This is a genomic window from Ferrimonas sp. SCSIO 43195 (assembly GCF_023716685.1).
Taxonomy (GTDB): Bacteria; Pseudomonadota; Gammaproteobacteria; order Enterobacterales; family Shewanellaceae; genus Ferrimonas; species Ferrimonas kyonanensis.
This window is the reverse complement of record NZ_CP072679.1, coordinates 520,848-544,666: the sequence shown is the minus strand read 5'-3', so window position 1 is coordinate 544,666 and position 23,819 is coordinate 520,848. Positions and strand designations below refer to the sequence as shown.

Below are 23,819 nucleotides of genomic sequence, written 5' to 3'. Positions count from 1 at the left end.
CTTCCGGTTTGCCAGCCACCAATCCCTGGACTAGGCTTTTGAAAAGCCCTGTGTTTTTCAAACCAGACAGCCAATGGGAAAGGAATGCCCTACGCAACACTCTGCCTGCTATGGATGGCGGCCCTGCTGCTGGGGTGCCAATCGTCACCCCGCCTTCCGGCCGAATCCCAGAGCCTCAACGGCCACTGGCGGTTTCAACCCCAGATCGCCGTCGATGCCGCGCCGGCACAGCCGGAATTCGATGACAGCCACTGGCCCGAGATTCGGGTGCCAGGCAACTGGAGTAGCCAGGGCTTCGATACCCAGGGGGCGCACTGGTACCGAACCCGTTTTCAATGGCAGCCTCAATCCCAATCGGCCGGTCAGCGGCTCTGGTTTGAGGGCGTAGACTACCAGGCCGAGGTCTGGCTCAACGGCCAGTATCTGGGGCAACACCGCGGCTACTTCGGGGCCTTCTACTTTGACGTCGACACTGAGCTGAAACCCGGCGCCAATCTGCTGGCGGTGCGGGTAGACAGTCCGCTGGAATCCCAGCAGGGCGACTCCTGGTCGCTGCATAAGACTCTGATCAAAGGCGTATTGGGCCACCATGACACCCGCGCCGGAGGCGCCTGGAGCGATCGCGGTCAGGAGCGCAACACCGGTGGCATCTGGGGTCGGGTATGGCTGCAGCCCCAGGGGGAGGTGCGTCTCAACAGCCAGCGTTGGCACAGCCAGATCGACGCCGACCTCAGCCGGGGCCAGTGGCAATTAAGCTACCTCAGTGAGCAGCAGCATCTGGGCGAATGGCAACTGAGCCTGACTCCGGTTAACTTTCAAGGCCAGGCAGAAACCTGGCGCCAACCGGGGCAACTGCCCGCTGGCGACGGCCAGGTAACCCTGTTGATCCCCGAGGCCAAGCGGCCACTGTGGTGGCCTCGGGAACGGGGCGCACCGAATCTGTACCGATTGCAGGCTCGATTTGTCAGCGACGGCCAGACCCTGCTTCACAGCCAACAGACCGTCGGCTTTCGCAGCATCGACTACGACGGCCAACTGGGACGCTGGAGCGTCAATGGCCAACCGCTGTTTCTGCGCGGCACCAACTACATCGCCCATCAGTTCCTGTCTCAGGCCGATGATTCGCTGCTGCTGCAGGACCTGCAACTGATGCAGCAGGCCCACATCAACGTGGTCCGGGTCCACGCCCACCTGCTGCCACAACGGTTCTACGATCTGGCCAATCGCATGGGCATGCTGGTGTGGCAGGACTTTCCCCTGCAATGGGGCTACCAGGACAGCGACGCCTTCCACCGCGATGCCCAGAGGCAGCTGGCCGAGATGGTCGCCCAGTTTCATCACCATCCCAGCATCATCACCTGGTCGGCACACAATGAGCCGCCCTGGGACGCCGACTGGATGCGCTACCGCTATCAGGACTACCACCCCAAACAGAATGAACAGCTGGACCTGGCCCTGTACCAAAGCCTGCGACGACTGGATCCGCACCGGCCCAGCTTCGCCCTGTCACGCACCGCAGAGCACCCCTGGTATGGCTGGTACAGCGGCCACTGGACCGATTACGGCGCCCCGGCCAAGGAGAAGCTGATCACCGAATTTGGCGCTCAGGCGCTGCCCGATGCGCCGGTGTTGTACCAACTGCTGCAGGCACCGGCCGACTGGCCGGCACTGCCCGATGACTGGAGCCAGTGGCAATACCACAACTTCCAGCCCCATGAGACCTTTGAGCTGGCGGGCATCGAACCCGGCCCGAACGTCCTGAGCCTGATAGACAACACCCAGCGCTACCAACAGACCCTGACCCGCTTTGCTGCCGAAAGTTACCGCCGCCAGAAATACCAGCCGGTGGGGGCCATTTTCCAGTTTATGTTTGTGGAGCATTGGCCCTCCATGAACTGGGGCATCGTCGACTATCGCCGTAACCCCAAGCCCGGATACCAGGCGCTGAAGCAGGCCTACCAGCCGCTGCTGCCCAGCATCATGCACCACCGCGATCGTTTCAGCCGTCATGAGCCGGTGCCGTTGCCGGTGGTGATCATCAACGACCACCTGCATACCCTGCCCGGCAGCCAGTTGACCCTGACGCTGCACCAGGGCGACGTCGTCGTCGACCACCGCCAGCAGCAGCTGCACATCCAGCCAGACAGCGTGTTGGCGCTGGCGCCATTTCCCAACCGCCTGCTGACACCGGGCCGCTACCTGGCCCGAGCGACCCTGCATGACGACCACGGCCGCCACCTGGCCAGCAGTCAGTTCACTTTTGAGGTACAACCATGAAACCCCTACTGATGTTGCTGGCTCTGCTGAGTCTGAAACTGCCGGCCCAGATCCTGGTGAACCAAAGCGGCTACCTGGCCGCTGAACCGGGCCAGATCAAGGCCCCGCCCGGGCAGACTCTGCTGCTGAAAAGCGCCAGCAGCGATGGCATCATCGCCACCCTATCCCCGCCCGCCGACGGTTGGTTGTCATTGCCCATCGGCCTGGGGCCCGGCTGGTACCTGCTGGAGAACGAACAGCATCGCTCCGAGGTGTTTCCCATTGGCCTCGACAGTCAGAAGCAAAGCCTGATGTTGCTGCTGCGGGCGTTCCACTATCAACACGCCGGCCAACCCTTGCTGGATCCGGCCACCGGCCTGCGCCGGCCAGCCGCCCATCTTCAGGATGGCCGCCTGGCCCATGACGACGATCTGCATCCACAGGGACACTACCTGGACGCCAGCGGTGGCTGGTACGACGCCGGTGACTACGGCAAATACCTCGCCACCACCACCATCACCGCAGCACGGTTGCTGGACGCCGGTCAGCAAGCCGAATCGAGGGATCCCCTTCTGGCCCAGGCGTTGATTCAAGAAGCGCAGGTTGGTCTGGACTGGCTACTGAAGATGCAACGACTCGATGGCGCCTTCTACCGCAAGGTAGGCGGCGCCAGCTGGCCCGAATTGGTGCCGCCTCATCAGGATCGCCAGCCCAGATACATCTATGGCGTATCCACTCCTGACAGCGCCAAAGCCTCGGCGGTGCTGGCTCAGGCGGCCCGCCAGTTAATGCCAGCGCAGCCTGAACTCGGACAGCGTTACCTGGCCGCCGCCGAGTCCGGCTGGCGCTGGCTGCAAAGCCAGCCACAACAACGCATCGACTGGCACCCGGGGGACGATGGCGGTTCCGGTCCCTATATCTACAACCAGTGGGATCAACAGCCGTCGTTGCAGCACGATCGCGACGATCGTTTCTGGGCCGCCGCCGAACTGTTCCTGACCACCGGCCAGGCCGACTACCTGGAGTACGCCAGTCAACATCTGCCAACCACCATCGGCCTGTTTGAGTGGAAGGATCCCAGCGTCATGGGGGTGATCCACCTGCTGGCCAGCAGCCGCGCCGCCCCCCTGCATGCCCTGCTCAGTGAGCGCCTGCTGCAACGCTGCCGGCAACTGAAAACCCAGGCCGAGGCCAGCGAGTTTCGTATTGCTAATCAGCGCTTCATCTGGGGCTCAAATAAGATGGTGGCCGAACAGGGGATCCTGCTGGCCCAGTGCGCCAGCCTCAGTGGCGATCGCCGTTACCGGCAGCTGGCCTGGCATCAATGGCATTACCTGATGGGCCTTAACCCTTTCAATCAGAGTTTCGTTACCGGGCTTGGGGCCCGGCCGGTGCGTAACCTGCATCACATCTGGGCCAGGGCCGCTAAGGTTTCACCACCGGGCATGATGGTGGGAGGGCCCAATGAGGACAGTCAGGCCAGCATCGCTCCCAAAGGACAGGGCATGCTCAGTTACGTCGACGACGCCCGGGACTATTCGGTCAACGAGTTTGCCATCGACTACAACGCCGCCGCCATTGGCCTGATCGGGCAACTGCTGCATGGCCCCGGCCCACACCCGGCAGACACCGCTGCGAGTCACTGACAGTCCAGACTGTGATTGCAGCGATGGTGGCTGCAACCCGCCGAACGAGGCTGGGTGGCAAGGGAATCGGCCTGCTGATGCCGGAGTCGCTGCCACAGCGCCTGACGCTCGGTGGTCGAGGCCTGGGGCTGCCCCCCGGCGGAATGGGAAAACGGCAACGACTGGCAGCCACACAGCAGCGCGGCCAGGCAAACAGCGACAATGGGCATTTTTAGCATCGTGGGCTTCCTCCTTGATTCCCCGCGATCAGTATAGTCAAAGGAAACAACATGAAACGACGGATACGAAATCTCTACTCTCGTCTGGCTGGCCCGCTGCCCTGGACCATCACGGTTCGTATCGGTGTCCTGTGTCTGCTGTTCTGCCTCATCAGCGCCCTGCAGTTCTACCTGTTTTACGACCACATCCTCAATGAGCTGGCACAACTGCTGGCGTTTCAGCTGCTGCCCCATGAGCTGGCCGAAATCAGCCGGCAACTGCCCAACCTGCATTGGGCCCTCGCCGTCTGGACTGTGCCACTGTTGCTGGTCAACACCCTGTTTGCCGGCCTGGCGGCCCTGTGGCTCAGTCGCCGTATCGCCGGCCCCACCCTGGCCATCCGCTCGCACCTGCAGCGGGTGGGCAACGGCGATCTTCAGGCCCAACTCTCCCTGCGCCAGGACGATGAACTCAAGGAGGTGGCCGACGAGATCAACCAGGCCGTCAGCAAACTTCAGGTGATGGTCTGGGGCATTAAAACCAACCTGGAAGCACTGGAAGCCGCCAGTGAGGCCGCCGGCGAGGCGGATCGGCAGCGACTGCAGCAGCAACTGCAGGCCATCCGCATAAACCTGAACTGGTTCGAGACCCTGGAGCAAAAAAACAGTGATGAAGTGGATTCTGCTGTCCCTTAGCCTGATGCTGATTCCGACCACCTCTGCCTTACCGGCCCAGCACCGGGCGCTGATGGCGCTGTACCAGGGGGATGACACCACCGCCGCTCAACTGCTCAGACAGCAGGGACCACTGCACGGCGACTGGCTCTATCTGCAGGCGAGGTTAAGCAGCGCCGATGGCAACTGGTCACAGGCCCTGGATCAGTTTGCGGCCTATCTCAGTCAGGAGCATGACTCGGTGCATCGCATCGAGGCCCGTCACTACCACGGTCTGATTCGCCGCTATCGCCACGAGCCAACGCTGGGACAATACCTGCAGCTGCAGCGACTGCTGGAACAGGGGCAACCTCAGCACTTTCAGCGCCGCAGTCAGGTCTTCCTCAGCCAATTTCCCGACTCGGCACTCACTCCGAGGCTGGCCCTGCAGCAAGCGCTGGTGCAACTGGAATGGCACAATCAGCCACAACGGGCGGCAGAGCATTACCAAGCGCTGATGCGCCGATACCCGGACAGCGAAACCGCCCTGGAAGCGGGGCTGGGCTACGCCATCTGTCAGCTGTACCTGCAGCAACCCGCATTGGCCGGGCAACAGTTAACCCGAACCCTGCAACAACTGCCGCAAACGCTGCCCGGTGACTCACTGCTGCACCGGGTCTGGCAGCAACGGCTGGCCGCAGCACTGGCATTGGTGTCGCCTGCCGCCGCTCCAGCCCTCGACGACACCGGCGTAATCTGGGGCGCCGGCGCCCGCCTCAGTCTGGACCACCCGGTTGGCTCTGGCCAGGACTACCGGCCACTGTGGTATCACCTGCCCAAGAGCCAGTTGCCGCTGCAGCAATTGACCCTGTGGATCAGCCGCCACAGTGACTGGAGCTGGCTGCAACCGGATCTGCTCAGGGCCGCCAGTCGCGCCGGCTACACCCCCAGCATCGCGTTCTGGTATTTCGGTGACGAAATAAGCCCTGAGTTTGTGGAGCAACACCGCCAGGATTACCTGGAGACCCTCAGCAACCGGCTTATCCCCTTGCTGCAGCAGTTGCCGCAGGCCTACCTGCTACTGGAACCAGAGTTCAACAAAAACGGCATCGAACAGTGGCCCGGCTGGCCACAATTAATGCAGGAGGCGTTTGCCCTGATCCGCCAGCGGGCGCCGCAGATTCAGGTGGCCCTGGTTCTCGGCGACTGGGATCCGGTGGCACAGCCACCGTCGCCGCAACTGCAACAGGTGCTGGCCATGGGGGATTTTACCGCCGCCATGCTGATGGTCTCCCCCCACACCGAGTTGAGCCATCAGTCTCCGGACTGGTCCCCCTGGGTGCGCACCCTGCGCCTGAGCCAGCGGCTTAAGCAGGATCACAACAAACCCTTTATGCTGGCCTACAGCGCCCTGCCCTCGGAGCCCGGCTGGCAACAGCGGCAACAGGTTGAACTGCAAAAGCTGGCGCGGATTCTGCCCGCACTTCGCCAACAAAACCTGTTCTCCATCAACTGGTTTTCCGCCGTAGACGACCCGGGACAACAGGGCTGGTTTGCCGAATCCGAACCCCATTTCGGCCTGTTTACCCGGGAACTTAAACCAAAATCCGCCGCCGCCACCCTGGCGGCCATGGCGCCGCAGCGCCAGGACGACGCCCGCATCGTGGCACAGCGGCAGAGCCCACAGCACCTCAGCCTCAACTTTAATCGCTGGCTGCACTGGCAACTAACCACCAACCGGGGCCAGATCCTCAGCGGCGCCGGCGATCGCCTGCACCTGTCGTTGCCCATTGCCGGCCTCCACGGCCCGGCCACCCTGACCGAGCGCAACGGCGGCCAGCCGCTGCTGACCCTAACCCTGCCCCAGGGGGCCGTGCCGCTCACCCATAATCGCGGCCCTCACCCCATAGACCTGAGTCAATGGCAGCAACAACGACTGCCGCTGCGGCGACAGCCGAATGCCAGCGGACTGTGGCTGGAGTTGGCGTTGACCACACCGCTGGACGATGGCCTGTTCATAGGCCTGGTGGATGCTCACGGTTTTGAACGCAGCGCGCGGCTGCTTGGCTATGCCGATGCCGAACAGCACCGGTTCCGGGCTTACATCCCGCTTACGGAGCTGTCTTATCCCTGGCGTAAATACCAGCCCGACTCCGGCTTCCTGCATCACCAACGCCCGGTGGCAACCCCTCAGCTGATGCTCTCCAATCGCACCGCCACCCCGCTGTCCGGCACCGTGCTGAACTACGGCTGGTATTAAGAACCCGTTAGCGAGAGGAAAATTCTAACACCGGCTGACAACGGCCAGGGTGAATAAACTCATCCCCCAGCACCCGCTGCAGTCTCGACATTGGTGGCGGCGCCCGAAACAGCTTGCCCTGCTGCTTGTACAGCATCGACTGCAGCACCGCCGCATTGGTGGCCAGGGTCAGCGACTGATCATAGCCCGCGGTACGCTCCTTGCGGCCCTCGTACCAGCCCCGCTCGGGGTCGTACAGGTGGCGCATTACCCCCATCAGGGCGTCGGTGTACTCGGTGTCCCACAGCACCCACATCATAAACGCCGCCTTGGTGGACACCAGCGCCGCCTCGTTATGAAACTGTCCCTGGGCATCCAGGGTTGGGAACGGGCTGCCAAGACCGAAGACCGCGTCATAAACAAAATGGGGCGCCTCGCTGAGGATGTGCTCGGCCCGAGCGGTGTACAGTGCATCGCGACGCCAGCGCCGCTCCTGCACCAGATACAGGCTGTGGGCCTGCCGGGCCAAGTCCAGCCGACCGTAATCGGTATCGTCATCGTCATCGAGCTGGTCCCAACGATCCCAGTTAAACTCCATGCCGGCGTACCAATAAGGGGTCGGTAACAGCGGATCGATCACCCGATCCACCCTGGGATCACGGCCATCCACCAGCAGGGGCACCTGGTAGAACTGGCGCCGTTCATAGGGCTCAAAGCGGTCGGCCAGGGTCGGCATTTGGCCCCACAGGTAATACCCGTAGGCCGCGTATTCCTCGTACCCCAGCCGCCCTTCCTGCACCGGCAGCCAGCCTCCGTCCCGGTACTCGCCCCGGGTCAGCTGGCCGCGGCCATCAAGCAAGCGGCAGAAATCCCACCTCAGTACCACCTTATCGATGTACTCGGCAAAACTGGGGTAGTGACGGCGATACAAGTTCAGCCAGATCAGCAGCCGACCAAGATCGATGGCCGACCAACCAACGATGCCCGGCTGAGCCGCCGCATCCACCATCTGCCCGGACGCGGTGTGATAACTGCGGTTGGGCAGCACGCCGTCGACCAACGCCATGGTGTTAAGAAAATCCAGCAACAGTGACAGCCGCTCATCGAACTCTTTGGCTCCCACCTGCTCAAACTGCTTGGCCGTATGCAGTGCCGCCAGGTACTCGGCGACGTTGGCCATGGTAAACACCGGATAGCCGTCGATGGCCCCCACCAACCCGGTGGTCGGGTGAGTATTGTTGGCCACATAGCGCCAGGCCGTAGCCAGCCACTGACGCTGTTCCTCGGTCAGATCACCGTGGCGACCATGCCAGAACCAGTCGGAGTTAGCCAGGCCATTGTAGGAGTCCTGCACACCCCGCACCACCACCCCGCAGCCACCAATCAGGCTAGCCGCAATCAGGGCAATGGCGGCAGCTCTTGCAGCTGTGGCGAGACGGCAAACATTGGCCCAGATGCAGGCTAAACTCATCATTCAGCTCGGCATCCCAACGGCTGGGTGGGTGCCAAGGATGAGGCTCCGCCAGCTTGCCAAAGGCTTTGTAGCCCAGGGCTTCCAGCAGAATACCATTGTTGTTGGAGGTATAGGTGTTAATAAGGCCGGTGCCATTCTCATAGATTCCCTCATAAAACCCCTTCTCCGGATTGTACAAATCGGCAATGTGCTCAAACAGAACGTCGGTGTAGGGGGTATCCCACAACACCCACAGACCAATGGCCCCCTTGATGGACACCGCCGCGTACTGGGGCATGTATTCGCCCTTCTCAGAGATGGTGTTCCAGCTGTAGCCGTCGGTGTAGACGGTGTCATAGACAAAATAGGGCGCCTTATCCAGCTGGTGCTCGGTGCGGGCGGTAATGATGCCGGTATCCAGGTAGCGGGCTTCCTGAACCGCGTACACCCTCTGGGCGAAATCGGCCATCCACAGGTGACTGAAGTCTTCGCTGTCGGTCTGTTTATCCCAGGGGTGGTCCCAGGAGAATTCGATGCCATCCAGGGCGTAACTTTCGGTCACCACATAGCTGTGCGCCGACAACTCTCGGGGATCCCGTGAGTCATAGGGGATATCGATGCCATAGACGTTGATCAGATCGTAAGGCTCGGGTTTGGAGGCCCGCTCGGTATAGAACCCCCACAGCTGAAACCCCTTGGCGGCGTACTCCTCATACCCCAGTCGCCCCTCCTGCAGGTACTGGGTCGGCTGTCCATCGGAACCCAGGGCACCGAACATGGTGCCGTGCTCATCCACCACGTTGCAGAAATTCCATCTCAATATGGCCGCATCGATGCCCGGAGCGTGTTCCGGGTAGCGCTCCTTGATGATCCACATCCAGATCAGAAACCGCCCCAGGTCCAGGGCCGAATAGCCAATCTCGCCCGGGTTGTTGCCGTAATCCACCTTGGCGGCAGTCAGGGTGTTGTAGGCCTTGTTCGGCACCTCCCCCCGATAGAGGTCCAGGGTGTTGAGGGTCTTAACCATCCGCACCATCCGGTCATCAAACTCGCGCTTCCCGATCAGCCCCAGCTCCCGGGCCACCACCATACCCCCCAGGTAGGAGGCGGTATCCCACAGAGTGGTTGACGGGTAACCATCCACCGCATTCACCAGGCCGGTAGACGGTTGATAATTGTTTTCAAAATAGCGCCAGGCCACTCGAGCCATGGCCATCTCCCGTTCGGTCAGCGGACCACGACGAGGTCCGGGCACCGCCACCTCCGGCGGCTCTGGCGCCGGCCGTGCCACGCCGATGCCGTCACCGGGCTCGGTGGCCACCATGGCCTCGTTCGGCGCCTCCAACAAGGGGTTCGCGCACGCCGACAGCACCACCACACTTCCCACCAGCCAATTTCGCATGCTATTCCTCCTGCACCGCCAGTTGCACCAGCGCCTGTTGCCGGCCCACATTCAACAGCTTGCCCTCACGGATATACAGCAACGACTCCAGCACGATGCCATTGGTGTTGGCAGTCAGGGCGGTATTGGTTTCCTGAAGCTGTTCGTACCACCCTGAGTAGAAACCCCGATCCGGGCTGGTCAGCGGCGCGGCCTGGCTCAGTAACTGCTGGCTGTAGTCGTCCTGATACAGGGCATACCAGCCAAAGGCGGCCTTGGTGGACAGGCTGCGAAACTCAGACGCATCCTCTCCGGTATCGGTGGTGGCATGCCAGGGCTGGCCACTGGAGAACACCGTGTTGTAGACAAAATACGGTGGACGGTCGATGTTGTCTTCGCTGACGGCGGTCAGGATGCCGGTGCGCTCGAAACGGGCCTTCTGGGCCTGATAGACCCGCCAGGCAAACTCATGGGAGATGCGGTCCCAACCAAACTCCAGGCCATCTAAAATGTAGGATTCGCTGACTACGTAGTTGTGGGCCTTGTAGCGACGGGGGTCGCGCTTATCGGTAGGAACCTGAACCCCGTCGATCTCCACCATCTGCAGAAAGTCGGTGTACCTCAGGGCCTGAGACAGATCCTGCCCCATCAACGACAGCGACTTGGAGGCATACTCCTCGTAGCCGATGCGCCCCTCCTGAACAAACTCCGTCAGCTCATTGGTGACCCGAGCGCCGAACATCACCCCGTCCTGCAACATCGGCTGCAGATTCCAGCGGCCGAGTACTTGCTGCACTTGAGGGGTAAATTCCGGGTATTGCCACACCAAAATGTTGAACGGCACCAGCAACCGGCCGATGTCGATGGCCGACCAGCCAATGCCTCTGGGGTTGGGAGTGTTGTCATAGTTCACCATCGCCAGTGAGCGGGTGTCGTACACCTTATTGGGCAGCACATCATCAAACAGCGGCATCTTGCCCAGGCTGGACAAGAGCTTGCTGAGACGACCACTGAACTGATGGCGGGAGATCAGCTGCAACCGCTCGGCTGCGATGATGGCCATCAGGTAGGAGGCGGTGTCCCACATGGTGGTGGAGGGGTAACCGTCCACCGAGTTAGCCAGTCCGGTACCGGTCTGGGTATTGGCTTCAAAGTACTGCCAGGCGGTTTCGGCCCACTGCCGTTCCTGAACGGTAAGCGGCCGGGGCTGAGGATCAGGAATGGTGGCGGAGAAGTGCAGCTTATCCACCAGATCATTATTGAACTCCTGCTGCTCCAGGCTCATGACCAGAGTAAACGCCAACCCCAGTCCCAGCAGGAACACCAGGTGGTGGCGGGCATTAAGCACATTTTGTTTGAAAGCCATCCCTGCTTTCTCCTATCGATTATCCATTAGCAACAATCCCAGCACCCCTCAGGGCCTCAAGGCGCTGACGCCTCCGCGGGCGCCACATCCGGTCGCCAGAAGGCGGCAAACACCAGGCCTGACATGGCAACCACGTTATTCAATCCCCAGAAGGTATTGACGATCATGCCGCTGAGGGAGTGATCGCCGTACCACTGAAACTCCATATTCAGCCATCCCAGCACCAACGCCAGCAGGGTCAGTACCATCACCCCGGCCTGGGGCAACACCAGGTGGAAAAAGTTGCCCTCCTGCCGCTCCTTGGGGGTGGTGGGAAACTTGATCTGCCGACCTCGCAGCACGGTCCAGATCGCCCGCAGGTTCACCGGGAAAAACGCCAGATAATTGGCCTTACCCTTAAAGCCCGCCAGCCCCCAGGTGGCCGCCATGGTCGCCAGCTCATTCATCACGATAAACGGGATGAAATGCAGGTAAAACGACTGAGAATAGGCCGACACTGGCGCAATACCGGTGAGCAGGTAGACGATGGGTGACAGCAGGAACACCACGTTCCACAGCGCGCCGAGATAACTCCACACCGTGGTGGCGTACATCAACCGCTGCCTGAAGGTCATGCCAGGGCGAAACAGCGGGTTGTCGTTTTTGGCAATGTCCAGGGTGCCGCCGGCGTACTTAAACCGCTGAATCATCCAGGTCTGCAGGTCCTGGGGCGACAGCATCTTGGATTCCACCTGAGGATGCATCACCGACCTCCAATTTCGATCCGGGTCAGAATGCAGTACCACCGAGGTGTAGATGTCTTCAGAGACATGAAACTTATAGGGGGTAAACTCAGTATCCAGAATGGTCTGAGTATCCATCATCTGCTGCAGCTGCGGATTCAACTCCTGTTCTCCGGTCAGGGCCTTGATCTTCTGATCCTGCTGGCGTCGCTGCTTGTCGATGTTCTCAGAGTACGATTTCAGAGCCGCCTCCATCACCGCTTCGCGGCGGTGGATGGAACCGGCACCGCAGCAAAACGAGGCGTTGGCCCAGTTTCGCCGCCGCTGAATCACGTCGTAGAACATCTGTGGGTCATTGACGAAGGGATCCTGACCTATGGTCACCGGTCCGTATACCCGTTCCGCCAGCCGCCCCAGCCAGTGGCCCGGCGTGCCCAAACGAGCCTGCAACCACTGCGGCAACCGCTTGCCCTCGGGCAGATCGAAAAACCACTGCGGCGTCTGTACCCAGGCCACATCGGGGTCACGGAAATAGCCCAGCGTGTGTTCCAGTATGGTGGAAAAAGGGCGGGTATCGGCATCACAGATAACGATGAAATCGCCACTGGTCTGCTCCATGGCGTTGCGCAAATTGCCGGCCTTAAAGCCGACATTGTCTTCGCGGGTGATGTACCCCACCCCCTCCTCCTGCGCCATCGCGGCCATGGCCGGCCGCTTGCCGTCATCGAGGATGGCGATGCGAATGTCGATGCCATGGGGGTAGGTCACCGCCTTGGCATCGCGTATCGACAACCGCACCAGTTCCGGCTCCTCATCGTAGGAGGGGAAAAACAGATCCACGTGCAGCGGCCTGTCCTCCTCCAACGGCTGCGCCAGGCAGTCGTTGATGGTTTCTGGCGGCGGCCGTCGCGGGTAATCCCGGGTCTGCCACAGATTGATGCTGAACAGTACCAGGCCGATGTAGGCACAGGTTTCGGCCACGACCAGGGGAATGGCAAACCACAGCGCATCGTAGTTCAGGGAATCGGTCCAGCGCCACCAGATGTACCAGGCACCAAGAGTCAGGTTGATGGTCGCCAGCAGCTGAAACAACAGTTCCCGCGCCTGGCTGTGGGGCAGCGGCGGTGGCGGCTTCCGATCCTCGAAGCCTTCGAAATAAAAACCCATAACGGCCGTCCTTATGCCTGTTTGGTCATGCGAAAATAGTTACGTTGGTCTTCCCGCGAGTAGCTCTGGCTGTCCATCACCTGACCGACAATGCCCAGGCCCCGACCGCTGGTCAGCCAGGTACTGGGATCATCCGGGTTCAGCTCCAGCAGTTGTGGCTCGGTCACCCGTTGGCGCTGAGCCTCCGGCATGGCGATGCCCTCGTCCACCAGCACAATCTCAATGCCGTCGGCCCACTGCCGGTACCGAATCTCGAGACTGCCGCCGGGGCGGTTGCCATAGGCGTGCTCCACCACATTGTTACCAATTTCAGCCACCGCCAACTCCACCAGACCGGCGTCCTCCAGCGGCAAGGCCGACAGCTGGTACATGGCGGCCACCGACTTGGCCATCATCGCCACCACGTCGTAACTGGCGGTGCCTTTCAGGGTGATGCAGCATTCCATTGCCTTGCTCCCTAGGTTGTCATTTGGCGCTGATCAGGCAAGGGGGCGACTGCCAGCGCTGACGATTCTGAATTCGACTGTCACACAGCAATTCGTGGGCCCCAATCTCTTTGAGGGTAAAGTGGTTGCCAAAATGATCGATGCAGTGATCCTGAAAGATCATGCGATCGACGATGGCGGCGATACCGCTGACGTAGGTGTAATCGTCCACCGAGCTGTTCTCCAGTACCGCGCCCTTTTCGATGATGCAGTTGTGGCCGATCACCAGCGGTCCGCGCAGCTTGGCGCCGGTTTCAATGCGACAGCCATTGCCGATCACCACCGGTCCTTTAATATCCAGCATCTCCAGATCCACCACGCAGTTGATGCCCATGTGGATCCCCGGTGCCACCTCCCGGCCGGGAATCGGGTAGTTCTGCACCTCGCCTTTGAGGATGCTGCTGGTGACCTGCCAGATGTCGCTCAACTGGCCCACGTCGACCCACTGAAATTCAAACGCGGTGGCGTAGAATGGAATCTTCTGCCGCACCAGCTCCGGGAACAGCTGCGAACCGATGTCGTACTCCCCTTCGGCGGGAATGTAGTTGAAGATCTCCGGTTCGAAGATGTAGATGCCGGTATTGACCATGTCACTGACCGCCGTCCCGGTAGCCGGCTTCTCCTGAAACGCCAGTACCTGCCCCTGATCATCGGTTTGTACCACCCCATAGCGGTGCAGGGTGTCGGCCGCCATCCGTTTGGTGATGATGGTCGCCAGGCCGCCCTTTTGTTTATGCCAGGCCACCGCCGCAGTAAAATCCAGGTCGATCCAGGCATCGCCGCACACCACCACGAAGGTGTCATGAAAGAAGCCGGAGTTCTGCTGTACCCGGCGCATGCCACCGGCGCTGCCCAGGGCCTTGCCCACCAGTTTGCCCCCCTGCATCTCCCCCTCGTAGGAGTAACACAGGTCGACACCGTACTGATAACCGTCGCGGAAGTAGTCCTCGATCTTGGCCGCCAGATAGCAGGTGTTCACCACGATTTCATCGATGCCGTGCAACTTAAAGTGCTGCACGATGGACTCCATCACCGGCCGGCGCAGAATCGGAATCATCGGCTTGGGGATCATCTCGGTGATCGGCCGCACCCGGGTGCCCTTTCCCGCTCCTAAAATCATACCTTGCACGGCTTTCCCCCCTAGGCCTTCACCGCCTTCAAGGCGGCGGGCACATCGTCATGACACTCAAAGATTCGGTCCATGCGGGTCAACCGGAACAGCTCCTGCACCGCCCGCTGCAACCCCACGATCCTCAGCTCCCCGCAGTTGGGGGTCTTCAACACGGCCACCACCGCTCCCAGGCCACTGGAATCCATGAAATTCACCTTGGATAAGTCCAGCACAATCCGCTGATTACCCTCGGAAATTGCCGTCTCCACCCCGCTGCGAAACCCCGGGGCCGAGGCCGCATCCAACCGGCTCTGCTCCAGGCTAATCACCAAGTATCCATCTCGTTTTTCAGTTCGCATGTCCATCGCTTACTTCCTCTATTGTCCCTGCCATTCAATGGCCAGAATTGATACGTCGTCGTCAAAATCCGGACCGACATTCCATCGATCCAGCTGGGTCTTGAGGCTCTGCAGCTGGGTATCCATGCTCGAGTCGCGCTGCTGCTGCAGAGACTGAATGAAGCGGCTCACACCAAACTCCTCTTTGGTGGCATTGAAACACTCGGTGACACCATCGGAGTACAGATAGATGCGATCCCCCGGGGCCAGCTGCACTTCATAGGAGCTGTACTCCAGGTCCGGCAACATCCCCACTGGAAACCCATTTTGCGTGTGTTCAATCACCTCGGAAGAGGTCTGATGCAGCGGGCCGGGATGACCGGCCTGGCACAGTTTCAGCAAGCCGGTCTGCACATTCAGTACCGCATTGACCATGGTGAAATACTGGCTGTTGTCCCCCTGCGACTGGAAGCGATCATTGAGGGTCGCCACCACCTCGGCGGGATCGACGATCTCATAGAAGGGAGGCTGGGGCAGGTGTCGCTTCATGACACTGAAGCCCTTCTGCGACGGCGACATCACGTGTTTCAGGGTAAACGACAGCAACGCCGATGGCAGCCCATGGCCGGACACATCCAGCAAATAGAACGAGATGTGATGCTCATCCAGGCGGCGGTAGTCAAACATGTCTCCCCCGAGAAAGGCCGAACTGGTGGCCAGCCAGGAAAACTGCACGCCGGGCAACTCCTTTACCGTCGGCAACAGCTTGTGGTGCATCTCCGCCGCCAGCATCACGTCGTTTTCGATGCTGGCATAGGCCTTCTCCAGCTTCTCCTGTTTGCGCTGCAGCTCATTGTGCAGATCGATAAGCCTGCCGCCGGCGCGGATGCGGGCATTGAGCTCTGCCTTGGGGGCTTGTTTGGCAATAAAGTCGTCGGCGCCCACCTCCAGGCCGGCGATGATTCGCTCTTCATCGTCATTGGAGGAGAACATAATGAAGTACACGAAGCGCTCGACCTGCTGCTCCTGCTTCAGGCGTCGGCACAATTCGAACCCGTCCATGACCGGCATCGACCAGTCAGAGATCACCAGCTGTATGCTGGTATCGTTTTTAAGGATCGCCAGCCCTTCGGCACCGTCGGCGGCCTGGTGCACCTCGTGGCCAAACCGGCGCAACGCGGCAGCCAACACCATGCGAACATCCATGGCATCCTCAACAATCAATAGCTTCATAACGCCCCACATCCCTGTCAGCATTTTTCGCTGTGCTTAACTAACGCTAGTCGACAAAACCACAGTCGGCAAACCTGATTGCATTTTGAACTACACTTAAATAGCTAACTAGAACAGGGAGTAGGAACACTGCCATGGATAAGGCGAGTGGAATTTCCCGGGTACGAACCTGGGTGTGGCTGGGACTGGCATTGATCCTGGTATTGGTGATCTGGCGGCTGTCGATCTCATCACAGCAGTTGCAACACCAGCAACAGCAATTGCATCAGCGACTGCTGATCAACCGTCTGATTGAGCATCGGCTCGAGCAGTGGCGCGATCAGCCTCAATTGCCCTGGGCCGAGCTGGAGCGGCTCAGCCGTTACGGCTACCGTACCGAAGAGGTGGACCTCGATGAGTTTCTGGTGCTGTATCTGGTCACCCTAGCGCCGCTGCCACAGCCGCTGAGTGTCGACACCCCGGCACCACCGCCACCTCCATCGCTGACTGCGGATCCGGCACTGCAGCAGGCATTGACTCAAGTCAGTCAACAACAGCGTCAATTGCAACAGCAACAGCGTCAACTGCAACAGCAGCAGCACCGACAGCAACGACAACTGAGCAGCCTGAGCGAACGTCAGCAGCAGTTCGACGCCCGCTGGCAGCAGCAACAGGAGCAGCAGCACAGTGACGAAATCAGCGTCGTGCCGCTGTACATCAAGACCGAGCCCGCCCACGCCCGCATCGAGATTCTGAATATCAGCCCCCGTTTCGTTCAGGGACTGGCCCTGCCCAGTGGCCGCTACCTGGTGCAAGTCTCCGCCACCGGCTTCAACACCAGCAATCGCTGGCTGGACCTCAAGCCGCTGTCCAATCGCTACTGCATCAGCCTCAGTCCCGTCGATGCCCTACAGGGCCCAACTCCAGGCCAGCATCAAAGCGCCATCTTTGAATCGACCTGTGTCATCGACTGACGGGTTCCAGGGGTAACGGTTACCTGAGTAGTTGTTGTACTGCAAAGAGAAGGTAAACGGTCGCCAGTCGAAATAGCCAAAGCCATAGGTGAAATCCGGACTCCAGGGCTGCTTCTGGGCACTGTCCGGGTAGTAGAACAGCGAGAAATTCAAATACCAGTTGCCGGTGATGGTGTACTTGCATCCCAGGCTCAGGCTGCGGCCGTGCTCAAGATAAGCGTCCCCTTCGAGATCAAAATACTCCGGGGTATAGTGAAAGTCGGTCTGACAGCCCATGGCGGCATCGTCAAATATCGAAAACGGCCGCAGCCAGGGCGTCGGCACCGGAAACTTCCACCCCAAAGACCAGGTGCCACGACGGAAATAGGTGCTGCTTTCCCCGGGCTCCGGGCTGAATCGGTTGCCGCCGTAGTTGGAGTAGATCAAGCTCAAGGTATAGGGGCGCCAGTCGCTGTAGCCAAACACATAGGTGTAGTCCGGCTCCCAGGGCTGTTGCAGATCCCCATCAAAGTAGTGATACAGGCTGACGGTGGCAAACCAGTTGCCGATGGGGCTGTACTTGAAAGTCGCGGTCAGCGACGGGTTGGTACCTTCGATGCCGCCGACATTGTTGTCAGGGTCGGCCGCCATCACGCTGTCTTTCAGTGGGTAATAGGCAGCCAGACCACCAGACCAGCCGCTGTACCAGGGGCGTTGCTCATCCAGCCACTCGCCAAAGGGCAGAGCAAAAGAGCTGGACACCCCGGTCCAGACGCCATTCCAGCTCTCCGACGCGGGCGCAGCCTGAGTCTCAGCCTCCGACGCCATCGCCGGCGTCAGTGGCGACGACGACGATGGCGGTGCCGCCTTGGCGGCCTGCTGGTAAAACTCGCCTTCGCCCGCCACCACGCAAGCGGAACTCAGGGCCAACCACAGCCCTAACGCCAATCCCTGGCATATCGGCACTTTCACACTGAATGCTCCCCCTAATTCCTAGGGCCTAAATATTCCGGCTAATTTTTTGGTACAAATCAGAATCCTGTCCTAGCGTTAAAGTAACAACCTAGCCACAACCCAGGGAGGGGTTATGAGGGAGACTTTGACGGCGCTCATGGTCGAGCAGGGCGAACTGACCCACCAACTCAATCTCACCAATGGTCAGCACCTGGCCAAGCTGACCGCCATGGCAGAACTGTTACTCGACTCCGGCATGGATCTGTTTCAGCTTAAAGCCATGGAGCAGGAACTGATCCTGCATCAGGCCCTGGCCGCCAAGATGGCCGTCAAGCTAGCCATATCCAAACTCTGCTTACAGAAGTGTAGACCTAACACGCTGATAAGTGTGGTTTTTGCCATGTATAAAGAACATCAACGAATGCTCAGCCCCATGGAGCACCCCCATGGTGAAGACTTTATTCGCCGCAAGAGCGAGCAACTGCAGTGGCTGTGCAAGGATCTGCCCAACGTCGACTGGCGCATGATTCTGGTGGACGACGGCTGCCCGGAGCGCAGTGGCCAGTGCGCCCAGAAGCAGGTCGAGGAGTTGGAGCAGGGACACAAGATTGAGGTTCGCTTCCTCAGTCGAGCCATCGCTGCCAAAGAGGGGCCGGCGGCCTCTCTGACCTCCACCGCCGACAGCCAGAAAGGCGGTTCCATCGCCTATGGTATGTGGCACGCCGCCCGCACCGGGCCAACCAAGAACCACTTCATCGCCTACACCGACGCCGATCTGTCGACCCACCTGGGGCAACTGGGGCTGCTGGTGGACAACCTGAGCCACCACGACAACATCATCGCCTGCGGCTCTCGTCGCGAACCCACCTCGGTGGTGGTCAAACAGGGGATGCGCAACCACAGGGGCAAGCTGTTTATCTACTTGTGGAAACGCCTGCTGCCGCAACTGCACAACATCATCGACACCCAGTGTGGCTTCAAGATGTTCCGCAGCGAGTTCGTCACCCCGCTGACCCGGGAGATGATGGAAACCAAATTTGCCTTTGACATGGAACTGCTGCTGAAGTCGCAGCTACTCAGCCCGCACCGCATCGGCAAGGTGGCGGTTGGCTGGATCGACAGCGATGCCCTCTCCACCACCTCCGAGCTGTCCCCTTATCTGCCGATGCTGAAATCCATCGTCAAGATGTACCGTTTCTACGTGCCAGCGCAGCCGATATCCGATGAGTTTGCCAGCCTGATCGAGTCCATGAATGAATCCCAGTGGAACACCCTGGTTGAGGCCATGGCAGAGGTCGTGGATGATGCCGACATCGAGGCCATCTGCCGCCAGGAACTGTTCAGTCCGCTCAAACTGGCTCGGGAAGCCGGGGTACCGGCGTAAAACAGCGGCATAAAAAAACGCGCCACGGTAAGCCGTGGCGCGTTCTCAGCCATAGTGCCAATTAACGCATCGCCGGCTGCGGGCTGGCTTTGGCAAACAGGGCCACGAAGGTTGCCAGCAGAGTGGGCAGCAACCAGGCCATGCCCACATCATAGAACGGCAGGAAGTTCAGGGCATCGGTGTTGACACCGGCCGCCTTGACCCCATCAATGACACCAAACAGGGTCGATACCGCCACCATCATGATCAGGCCGGCACGCTCATTCTGCAGGTAGGGACGCACGAAGCAGAAGGCGATCAGCGCCATGGCAATGGGGTAGACCGCCATCAATACCGGAATGCTGATGGTGATCAGCTGGCTCAGGCCCACGTTGGCCACCACCGCGCAGAACAGCGCATTGATGACCACAAAGCCCCGGTAGCCAATCTTCGGCAGCAACTCACCGAAGTAATCGGAGCAGGCCGACAACAGGCCGATCACCGTGGTCAGGCAAGCCAGGGTCACAACCGCACCCAACATCACCACGCCATAGGCGCCGAACACCTGATTGACAAAGGTGGTCAGAATGGCACCACCGGTATCGGCGCCCGCCCCCAGCACCGAGCTGGTGGCGCCCAGGTAGAACAGTGGCACGTACACAAAGCTGAGGCCGACGGCGGCGATGATGGCGGCAATACCCAGGTACTTGGCCTGCTGACCGCTTTCAGTGATGCCCTTCTTGCGCAGCAGATCCACGATCAGCATGCCGAACACCAGCGATGCCAGCGCGTCCATGGTGCCGTAGCCCTCGAGGAAGCCCTTGGTAAAGGCGCCGCTTTCATAGCCGCCCTGGGCCGCCACGATGGGATCCTGAGGGAAAATAAATGCCGCCAGCGCCAGAATGGCAAACAGCACGATCAGCGCCGGAGTCAGCACCTTGCCCACACTGTCCACCAGCTTGCCCGGGAACAACGCCAGCAGCATGGCGATGCCGAAGAAAATCACCGAGTACAGCGCCTGAGTGGTGGCGTTATCGCCGTTGAGAAAGGGCACCGCCCCCATTTCATAAGCCACCAACCCGGCACGGGGAGCAGCAAACGCCGGACCAATAATAATGAAGATGGCACAGGCGATGGTGGCACCAATCCAGGCGGGCAGCTTGGCGGTGATCACCGGAATGCTGCCGCCGGCCTTGGCGACCGCGATCAGGCCCAGCAGTGGCAGTCCCACCGCGGTGCACAGAAAGCCAATCATGGCTGGGAAATAGTTGTCCCCGGCCAGGAACCCGGCCATGGGAGGGAAAATCATGTTACCTGCGCCCAAAAAGAACGCGAAGGTCATAAAGCCGACACTCAGGGTGTCCATTACTGTCAATCGCTTTTCCAAACTTGCCTCTTCTTCTCTCTTTAAACTTTCTGCTCGAAAGCCTTCACGTGTAAACTTTCGATTACAGCCAATTTTCTCTTATTGCCTCAGTCATTGAGGCTTTTCTAACCAATCGTTTGGTAAAAGCGAGTATCCCTGGTTGTTTTCTCGTTCTTTTTTCGAAATCGCGATTCAAGTCACCATCAAATCACAGCGCAACTAATACCATGCGCCATCGGTGAGCGCAATAGCCTCACCATGAAATGAAACCAAGTAACACCAAGCCGTTAACATTCATTGTGCGCACAAGCGCAGGGTTTTTACCCACAAATCTGGTAGAATTCGCCCCCTGTTCTGCGGCGGGCATAGAGATGGGCTTTACCTTTAAACAGTTTCATGTTGATGACGACCGCTGCGGCATGAAGGTCAGTACCGACTCCGTCCTGCTGGGCTGCTGGGCCAGGCTGCCCCAACAAGGGCGAATATTGGATGCGGGAAGCGGCAGCGGACTGCTGGCGCTGATGTGCGCTCAGCGCAGTGAGGCTCACATCGATGCGGTAGAGCTGGACCCGGCCGCCTGCGATCAGGCCACCAGCAACGTCAGACGCAGCCCCTGGTCAGACCAGATCGAGGTGATTCGGCAGGAACTCGGTGCATTTGCCCGCACCCAGACTCATGGCTATCACCATGTGATCAGCAACCCTCCCTACTTTGAAGCCGGAGTGGTTGCCCCCTGTCCCCAGCGGGCCAGGGCCAGGCACGGATTGCCCTTTAACCAGTTGCTCGACGCTCTGGTAACGCGCTTGCACCCGCAGGGACGAATCAGCCTGGTGATTCCGGCGACGGCCCTCGCCTCACTGCAACAGGCCCGGGCTGAACACGCGCTGCACCTGAGTCGGCTGACGGCGGTCAAAACCGTCGCCCGTAAGCCTGATAAACTGTATCTACTTGAACTTGCTCGCCAGGCCGTCACCTGTGAGCAGACACAGCTGGTCATCCACCACCATCAGGGGGTGTACAGCGATGAGTTCAAACACCTGACGGCCAACTTCTATCTGAATGGATAAATAACATGAGTTTCGACACCCTAGAGCTCGACAATCGCCTGATTCGGGCGCTGACCAAATCCGGTTATACCGAGCCGACCGCCGTTCAGGCAGAGGTGATTCCGGCGGCGATGGAGCAGAAAGACATTCTTGCCAATGCCCCCACCGGCACCGGTAAAACCGCCGCCTTCCTGCTGCCGGCCCTGCAGCACATGCTGGACTTCCCCCGCCGGGAGCCCGGCCACCCTCGGGTGCTGATCCTGACCCCGACCCGGGAGCTGGCCACCCAGGTCAAAGAGTACGCCGACAAGCTGATCGGCGATCTGGGCATTACTACCGGCACCCTGACCGGCGGTGTCGACTTCGATCAAGACAACCAGATGCTGGCCAAGAACCTGGATCTGCTGGTGGCCACCCCGGGGCGGTTGCTGGACTACATCGAGAAAGAGAAGGTGGCCTGCCGCGACATCGAGATTCTGATCATCGATGAAGCCGACCGCATGCTGGACATGGGCTTTGGCCCCAATGTGGACCGCATCGCCGCCGAAGCCCGCTGGCGTAAGCAATCGATGCTGTTCTCCGCCACCCTGGAAGGCAAGGGGATCGAGGGCTTTGCCCGCGAACTGCTGGACGAACCGATGCGAGTCGACGCCGAACCGTCGCGCCGAGAACGCAAGAAGATCATCCAGTACTACTACCGCGCCGACGATGCCCAGCACAAGCTGGCGCTGCTAAAGCGGCTGCTGGCGGATGAAGAGTGCACCAAGGCAGTGGTGTTTGTTCGCACTCGAGAACGAGTCGAAAAGCTGGTGGCACAAATGGATCGGGCCAAAATCCGCACCAACTGCCTCAAGGGTGAAATGCCCCAGGCCAAGCGCGACGCCGCCGTGGCCCGCTTCAAAGACGGCGGCATTCGCGTGCTGATCGCCACCGACGTCGCCGCCCGGGGACTGGACATCAATGGCATCACCCATGTGTTCAACTACGATCTGCCCCGCCACGCCGACACCTACGTGCACCGCATCGGCCGCACCGCCCGCGCCGGCGCCAAAGGCTGTGCCATTTCGTTGGTGGAGGCCCACGATCACCCTTACCTGGGTAAGATCGAGCGCTACGTTGGCGAGCCCATTCGCCGCCGGGTGATTCAGGATCTGAAGCCTCAGACCAAAGAGCCCAGCGCACCGAAGAAGAAAAAGCCGGCCACCAAGGCGAAGAAAGCCAAAAAAGCCAAGAAAAAATAATGTCCCATCGTTGTCGCCCACCCCGGTGGGCGACTGAGGTCCTGCCATGAGCCAATTGGTCTACGACATTCGCAACAGCCGCTACATCAACCTGACCGGCCGCTGCACCCTGAGATGCCAGTTCTGCCCCAAGCACAACGGCAGCACCGAGGTGCATCAGTATCAGCTGAAGCTGGATAAACAGCCGACAGCGGAGGAGATCATCCCCCTGCTCGGCACGGTGACCGACTTCGACGAGATTGTGTTCTGCGGCTACGGTGAGCCCACCCTCAACCTGGCGCCGCTGCTGGCCATCGCCCGCCACGTCAAAGCCCAGGGCGGCAACACCCGCATCAACACCGATGGCCTGGGCAACCTGTTCCACCGGCGCAACATCCTGCCGGAACTGGGAGAGTGCATCGACAGCCTGTCGATCTCCCTCAACGCCCAGGATCAGGCCACCTATGAACGTCATTGCCAGCCCAAACTCAAAGGCAGCTACGACGCCGTCCGTGAGTTTATTCGCCTGGCGCCGAGCTACATCGATTCGGTTTCGGTGTCGGCCATTGACGGCCTCGAAGGCGTGGATATCGCCGCCTGCCAGCGCATCTGTGACGACGCCGGTGTGGAATTCAAACACCGCCACCTGGACGTGGTCGGTTAGCGCCCCAGGCTCCATAGCCGACGGCA

20 protein-coding genes are annotated in these 23,819 nt (G+C 60.2%); 9 read left to right on the top strand and 11 right to left on the bottom strand.

The window, feature by feature from the left end; all coding sequences use genetic code 11:
* Nucleotides 1-84: 84 nt before the first annotated feature.
* Both J8Z22_RS02620 and J8Z22_RS02615 read left to right on the top strand, forming a co-directional pair.
* Nucleotides 85-2,277: a glycoside hydrolase family 2 protein gene (locus J8Z22_RS02620; protein WP_252008629.1), complete on the top strand. Its 2,193-nt coding sequence runs from the start codon at nucleotides 85-87 to the stop codon at nucleotides 2,275-2,277.
* Complete coding sequence (locus J8Z22_RS02615; protein WP_252008627.1) at nucleotides 2,274-3,902, top strand: glycoside hydrolase family 9 protein; 1,629 nt, start codon at nucleotides 2,274-2,276, stop codon at nucleotides 3,900-3,902. Before J8Z22_RS02620 ends, J8Z22_RS02615 begins: the two co-directional genes overlap by 4 nt.
* On the opposite strand, the gene J8Z22_RS02610 is transcribed toward J8Z22_RS02615, so the two are convergent.
* Nucleotides 3,896-4,120 (bottom strand): hypothetical protein, encoded by a 225-nt coding sequence (locus J8Z22_RS02610; protein ID WP_156897101.1) that lies wholly within the window; start codon nucleotides 4,118-4,120, stop codon nucleotides 3,896-3,898. The genes J8Z22_RS02615 and J8Z22_RS02610 overlap by 7 nt on opposite strands.
* 51 nt (nucleotides 4,121-4,171) lie before the next feature.
* On the opposite strand from J8Z22_RS02610, the gene J8Z22_RS02605 reads away from it, so the two are divergent.
* Both J8Z22_RS02605 and J8Z22_RS02600 read left to right on the top strand, forming a co-directional pair.
* On the top strand, nucleotides 4,172-4,795 hold the full coding sequence (locus tag J8Z22_RS02605; RefSeq protein ID WP_252008625.1) for a HAMP domain-containing protein: 624 nt from the start codon (nucleotides 4,172-4,174) through the stop codon (nucleotides 4,793-4,795).
* Nucleotides 4,767-7,013 carry a hypothetical protein gene (locus J8Z22_RS02600; RefSeq protein WP_252008623.1) on the top strand — a complete coding sequence of 749 codons (2,247 nt, stop codon included), beginning with the start codon at nucleotides 4,767-4,769 and terminating at the stop codon, nucleotides 7,011-7,013. Before J8Z22_RS02605 ends, J8Z22_RS02600 begins: the two co-directional genes overlap by 29 nt.
* Nucleotides 7,014-7,020: 7 nt before the next feature.
* Here the strand turns inward: J8Z22_RS02600 and J8Z22_RS02595 are convergent, their stop codons facing one another.
* From J8Z22_RS02595 to J8Z22_RS02560, 8 genes are read right to left on the bottom strand one after another with little or no spacing between them, the layout of a single operon-like run.
* Nucleotides 7,021-8,466 (bottom strand): DUF3131 domain-containing protein, encoded by a 1,446-nt coding sequence (locus J8Z22_RS02595; RefSeq protein ID WP_252008621.1) that lies wholly within the window; start codon nucleotides 8,464-8,466, stop codon nucleotides 7,021-7,023.
* Entirely contained in the window at nucleotides 8,381-9,847 is a 1,467-nt protein-coding gene (locus tag J8Z22_RS02590) for a DUF3131 domain-containing protein (RefSeq protein ID WP_051252853.1), read from the bottom strand. Before J8Z22_RS02590 ends, J8Z22_RS02595 begins: the two co-directional genes overlap by 86 nt.
* Nucleotide 9,848: 1 nt before the next feature.
* A complete protein-coding gene (locus J8Z22_RS02585; RefSeq protein ID WP_252008619.1) occupies nucleotides 9,849-11,192 on the bottom strand; it encodes a DUF3131 domain-containing protein in 1,344 nt (447 codons plus the stop codon).
* 56 nt (nucleotides 11,193-11,248) lie between these two features.
* Nucleotides 11,249-13,081 (bottom strand): glycosyltransferase, encoded by a 1,833-nt coding sequence (locus tag J8Z22_RS02580; protein ID WP_252008618.1) that lies wholly within the window; start codon nucleotides 13,079-13,081, stop codon nucleotides 11,249-11,251.
* 11 nt (nucleotides 13,082-13,092) lie between these two features.
* Nucleotides 13,093-13,527, bottom strand: a complete 435-nt coding sequence (locus J8Z22_RS02575) for an ATP-binding protein (RefSeq protein WP_028114292.1) — start codon at nucleotides 13,525-13,527, stop codon at nucleotides 13,093-13,095.
* A 19-nt stretch (nucleotides 13,528-13,546) separates the two neighbouring features.
* A complete protein-coding gene (locus J8Z22_RS02570) occupies nucleotides 13,547-14,686 on the bottom strand; it encodes a sugar phosphate nucleotidyltransferase (protein WP_252010438.1) in 1,140 nt (379 codons plus the stop codon).
* A 20-nt stretch (nucleotides 14,687-14,706) separates the two neighbouring features.
* Nucleotides 14,707-15,042 (bottom strand): STAS domain-containing protein, encoded by a 336-nt coding sequence (locus tag J8Z22_RS02565; protein WP_028114293.1) that lies wholly within the window; start codon nucleotides 15,040-15,042, stop codon nucleotides 14,707-14,709.
* Nucleotides 15,043-15,054: 12 nt separating this feature from the next.
* The gene (locus tag J8Z22_RS02560) at nucleotides 15,055-16,248 is read right to left on the bottom strand and encodes a PP2C family protein-serine/threonine phosphatase (protein WP_252008616.1); all 1,194 of its coding nucleotides are present in this window, start codon (nucleotides 16,246-16,248) and stop codon (nucleotides 15,055-15,057) included.
* A 134-nt stretch (nucleotides 16,249-16,382) separates the two neighbouring features.
* Between J8Z22_RS02560 and J8Z22_RS02555 the strand changes: the two genes are divergently transcribed.
* A complete protein-coding gene (locus J8Z22_RS02555; protein WP_252008614.1) occupies nucleotides 16,383-17,201 on the top strand; it encodes a hypothetical protein in 819 nt (272 codons plus the stop codon).
* On the opposite strand, the gene J8Z22_RS02550 is transcribed toward J8Z22_RS02555, so the two are convergent.
* A complete protein-coding gene (locus J8Z22_RS02550) occupies nucleotides 17,136-18,152 on the bottom strand; it encodes a hypothetical protein (RefSeq protein WP_252008612.1) in 1,017 nt (338 codons plus the stop codon). The genes J8Z22_RS02555 and J8Z22_RS02550 overlap by 66 nt on opposite strands.
* 115 nt (nucleotides 18,153-18,267) lie before the next feature.
* Between J8Z22_RS02550 and J8Z22_RS02545 the strand changes: the two genes are divergently transcribed.
* A complete protein-coding gene (locus J8Z22_RS02545; RefSeq protein WP_252008611.1) occupies nucleotides 18,268-19,518 on the top strand; it encodes a hypothetical protein in 1,251 nt (416 codons plus the stop codon).
* A 61-nt stretch (nucleotides 19,519-19,579) separates the two neighbouring features.
* On the opposite strand, the gene brnQ is transcribed toward J8Z22_RS02545, so the two are convergent.
* Nucleotides 19,580-20,884, bottom strand: coding sequence for a branched-chain amino acid transport system II carrier protein (gene brnQ / locus J8Z22_RS02540; protein ID WP_252008609.1), 1,305 nt, complete (start codon nucleotides 20,882-20,884; stop codon nucleotides 19,580-19,582).
* 350 nt (nucleotides 20,885-21,234) lie between these two features.
* Here brnQ and J8Z22_RS02535 point away from each other — a divergent pair, with 350 nt between their 5' ends.
* Genes J8Z22_RS02535 through J8Z22_RS02525 form a run of 3 tightly spaced genes read left to right on the top strand, consistent with a single transcriptional unit; the run spans nucleotide 21,235 to nucleotide 23,793 of the window.
* Entirely contained in the window at nucleotides 21,235-21,930 is a 696-nt protein-coding gene (locus J8Z22_RS02535; RefSeq protein ID WP_028114297.1) for a tRNA1(Val) (adenine(37)-N6)-methyltransferase, read from the top strand.
* A gap of 5 nt (nucleotides 21,931-21,935) precedes the next feature.
* Entirely contained in the window at nucleotides 21,936-23,150 is a 1,215-nt protein-coding gene (gene srmB / locus J8Z22_RS02530) for an ATP-dependent RNA helicase SrmB (protein ID WP_028114298.1), read from the top strand.
* Nucleotides 23,151-23,196: 46 nt separating this feature from the next.
* Nucleotides 23,197-23,793: a TatD family nuclease-associated radical SAM protein gene (locus tag J8Z22_RS02525; protein WP_028114299.1), complete on the top strand. Its 597-nt coding sequence runs from the start codon at nucleotides 23,197-23,199 to the stop codon at nucleotides 23,791-23,793.
* The last annotated feature ends 26 nt before the right edge of the window (nucleotides 23,794-23,819 follow it).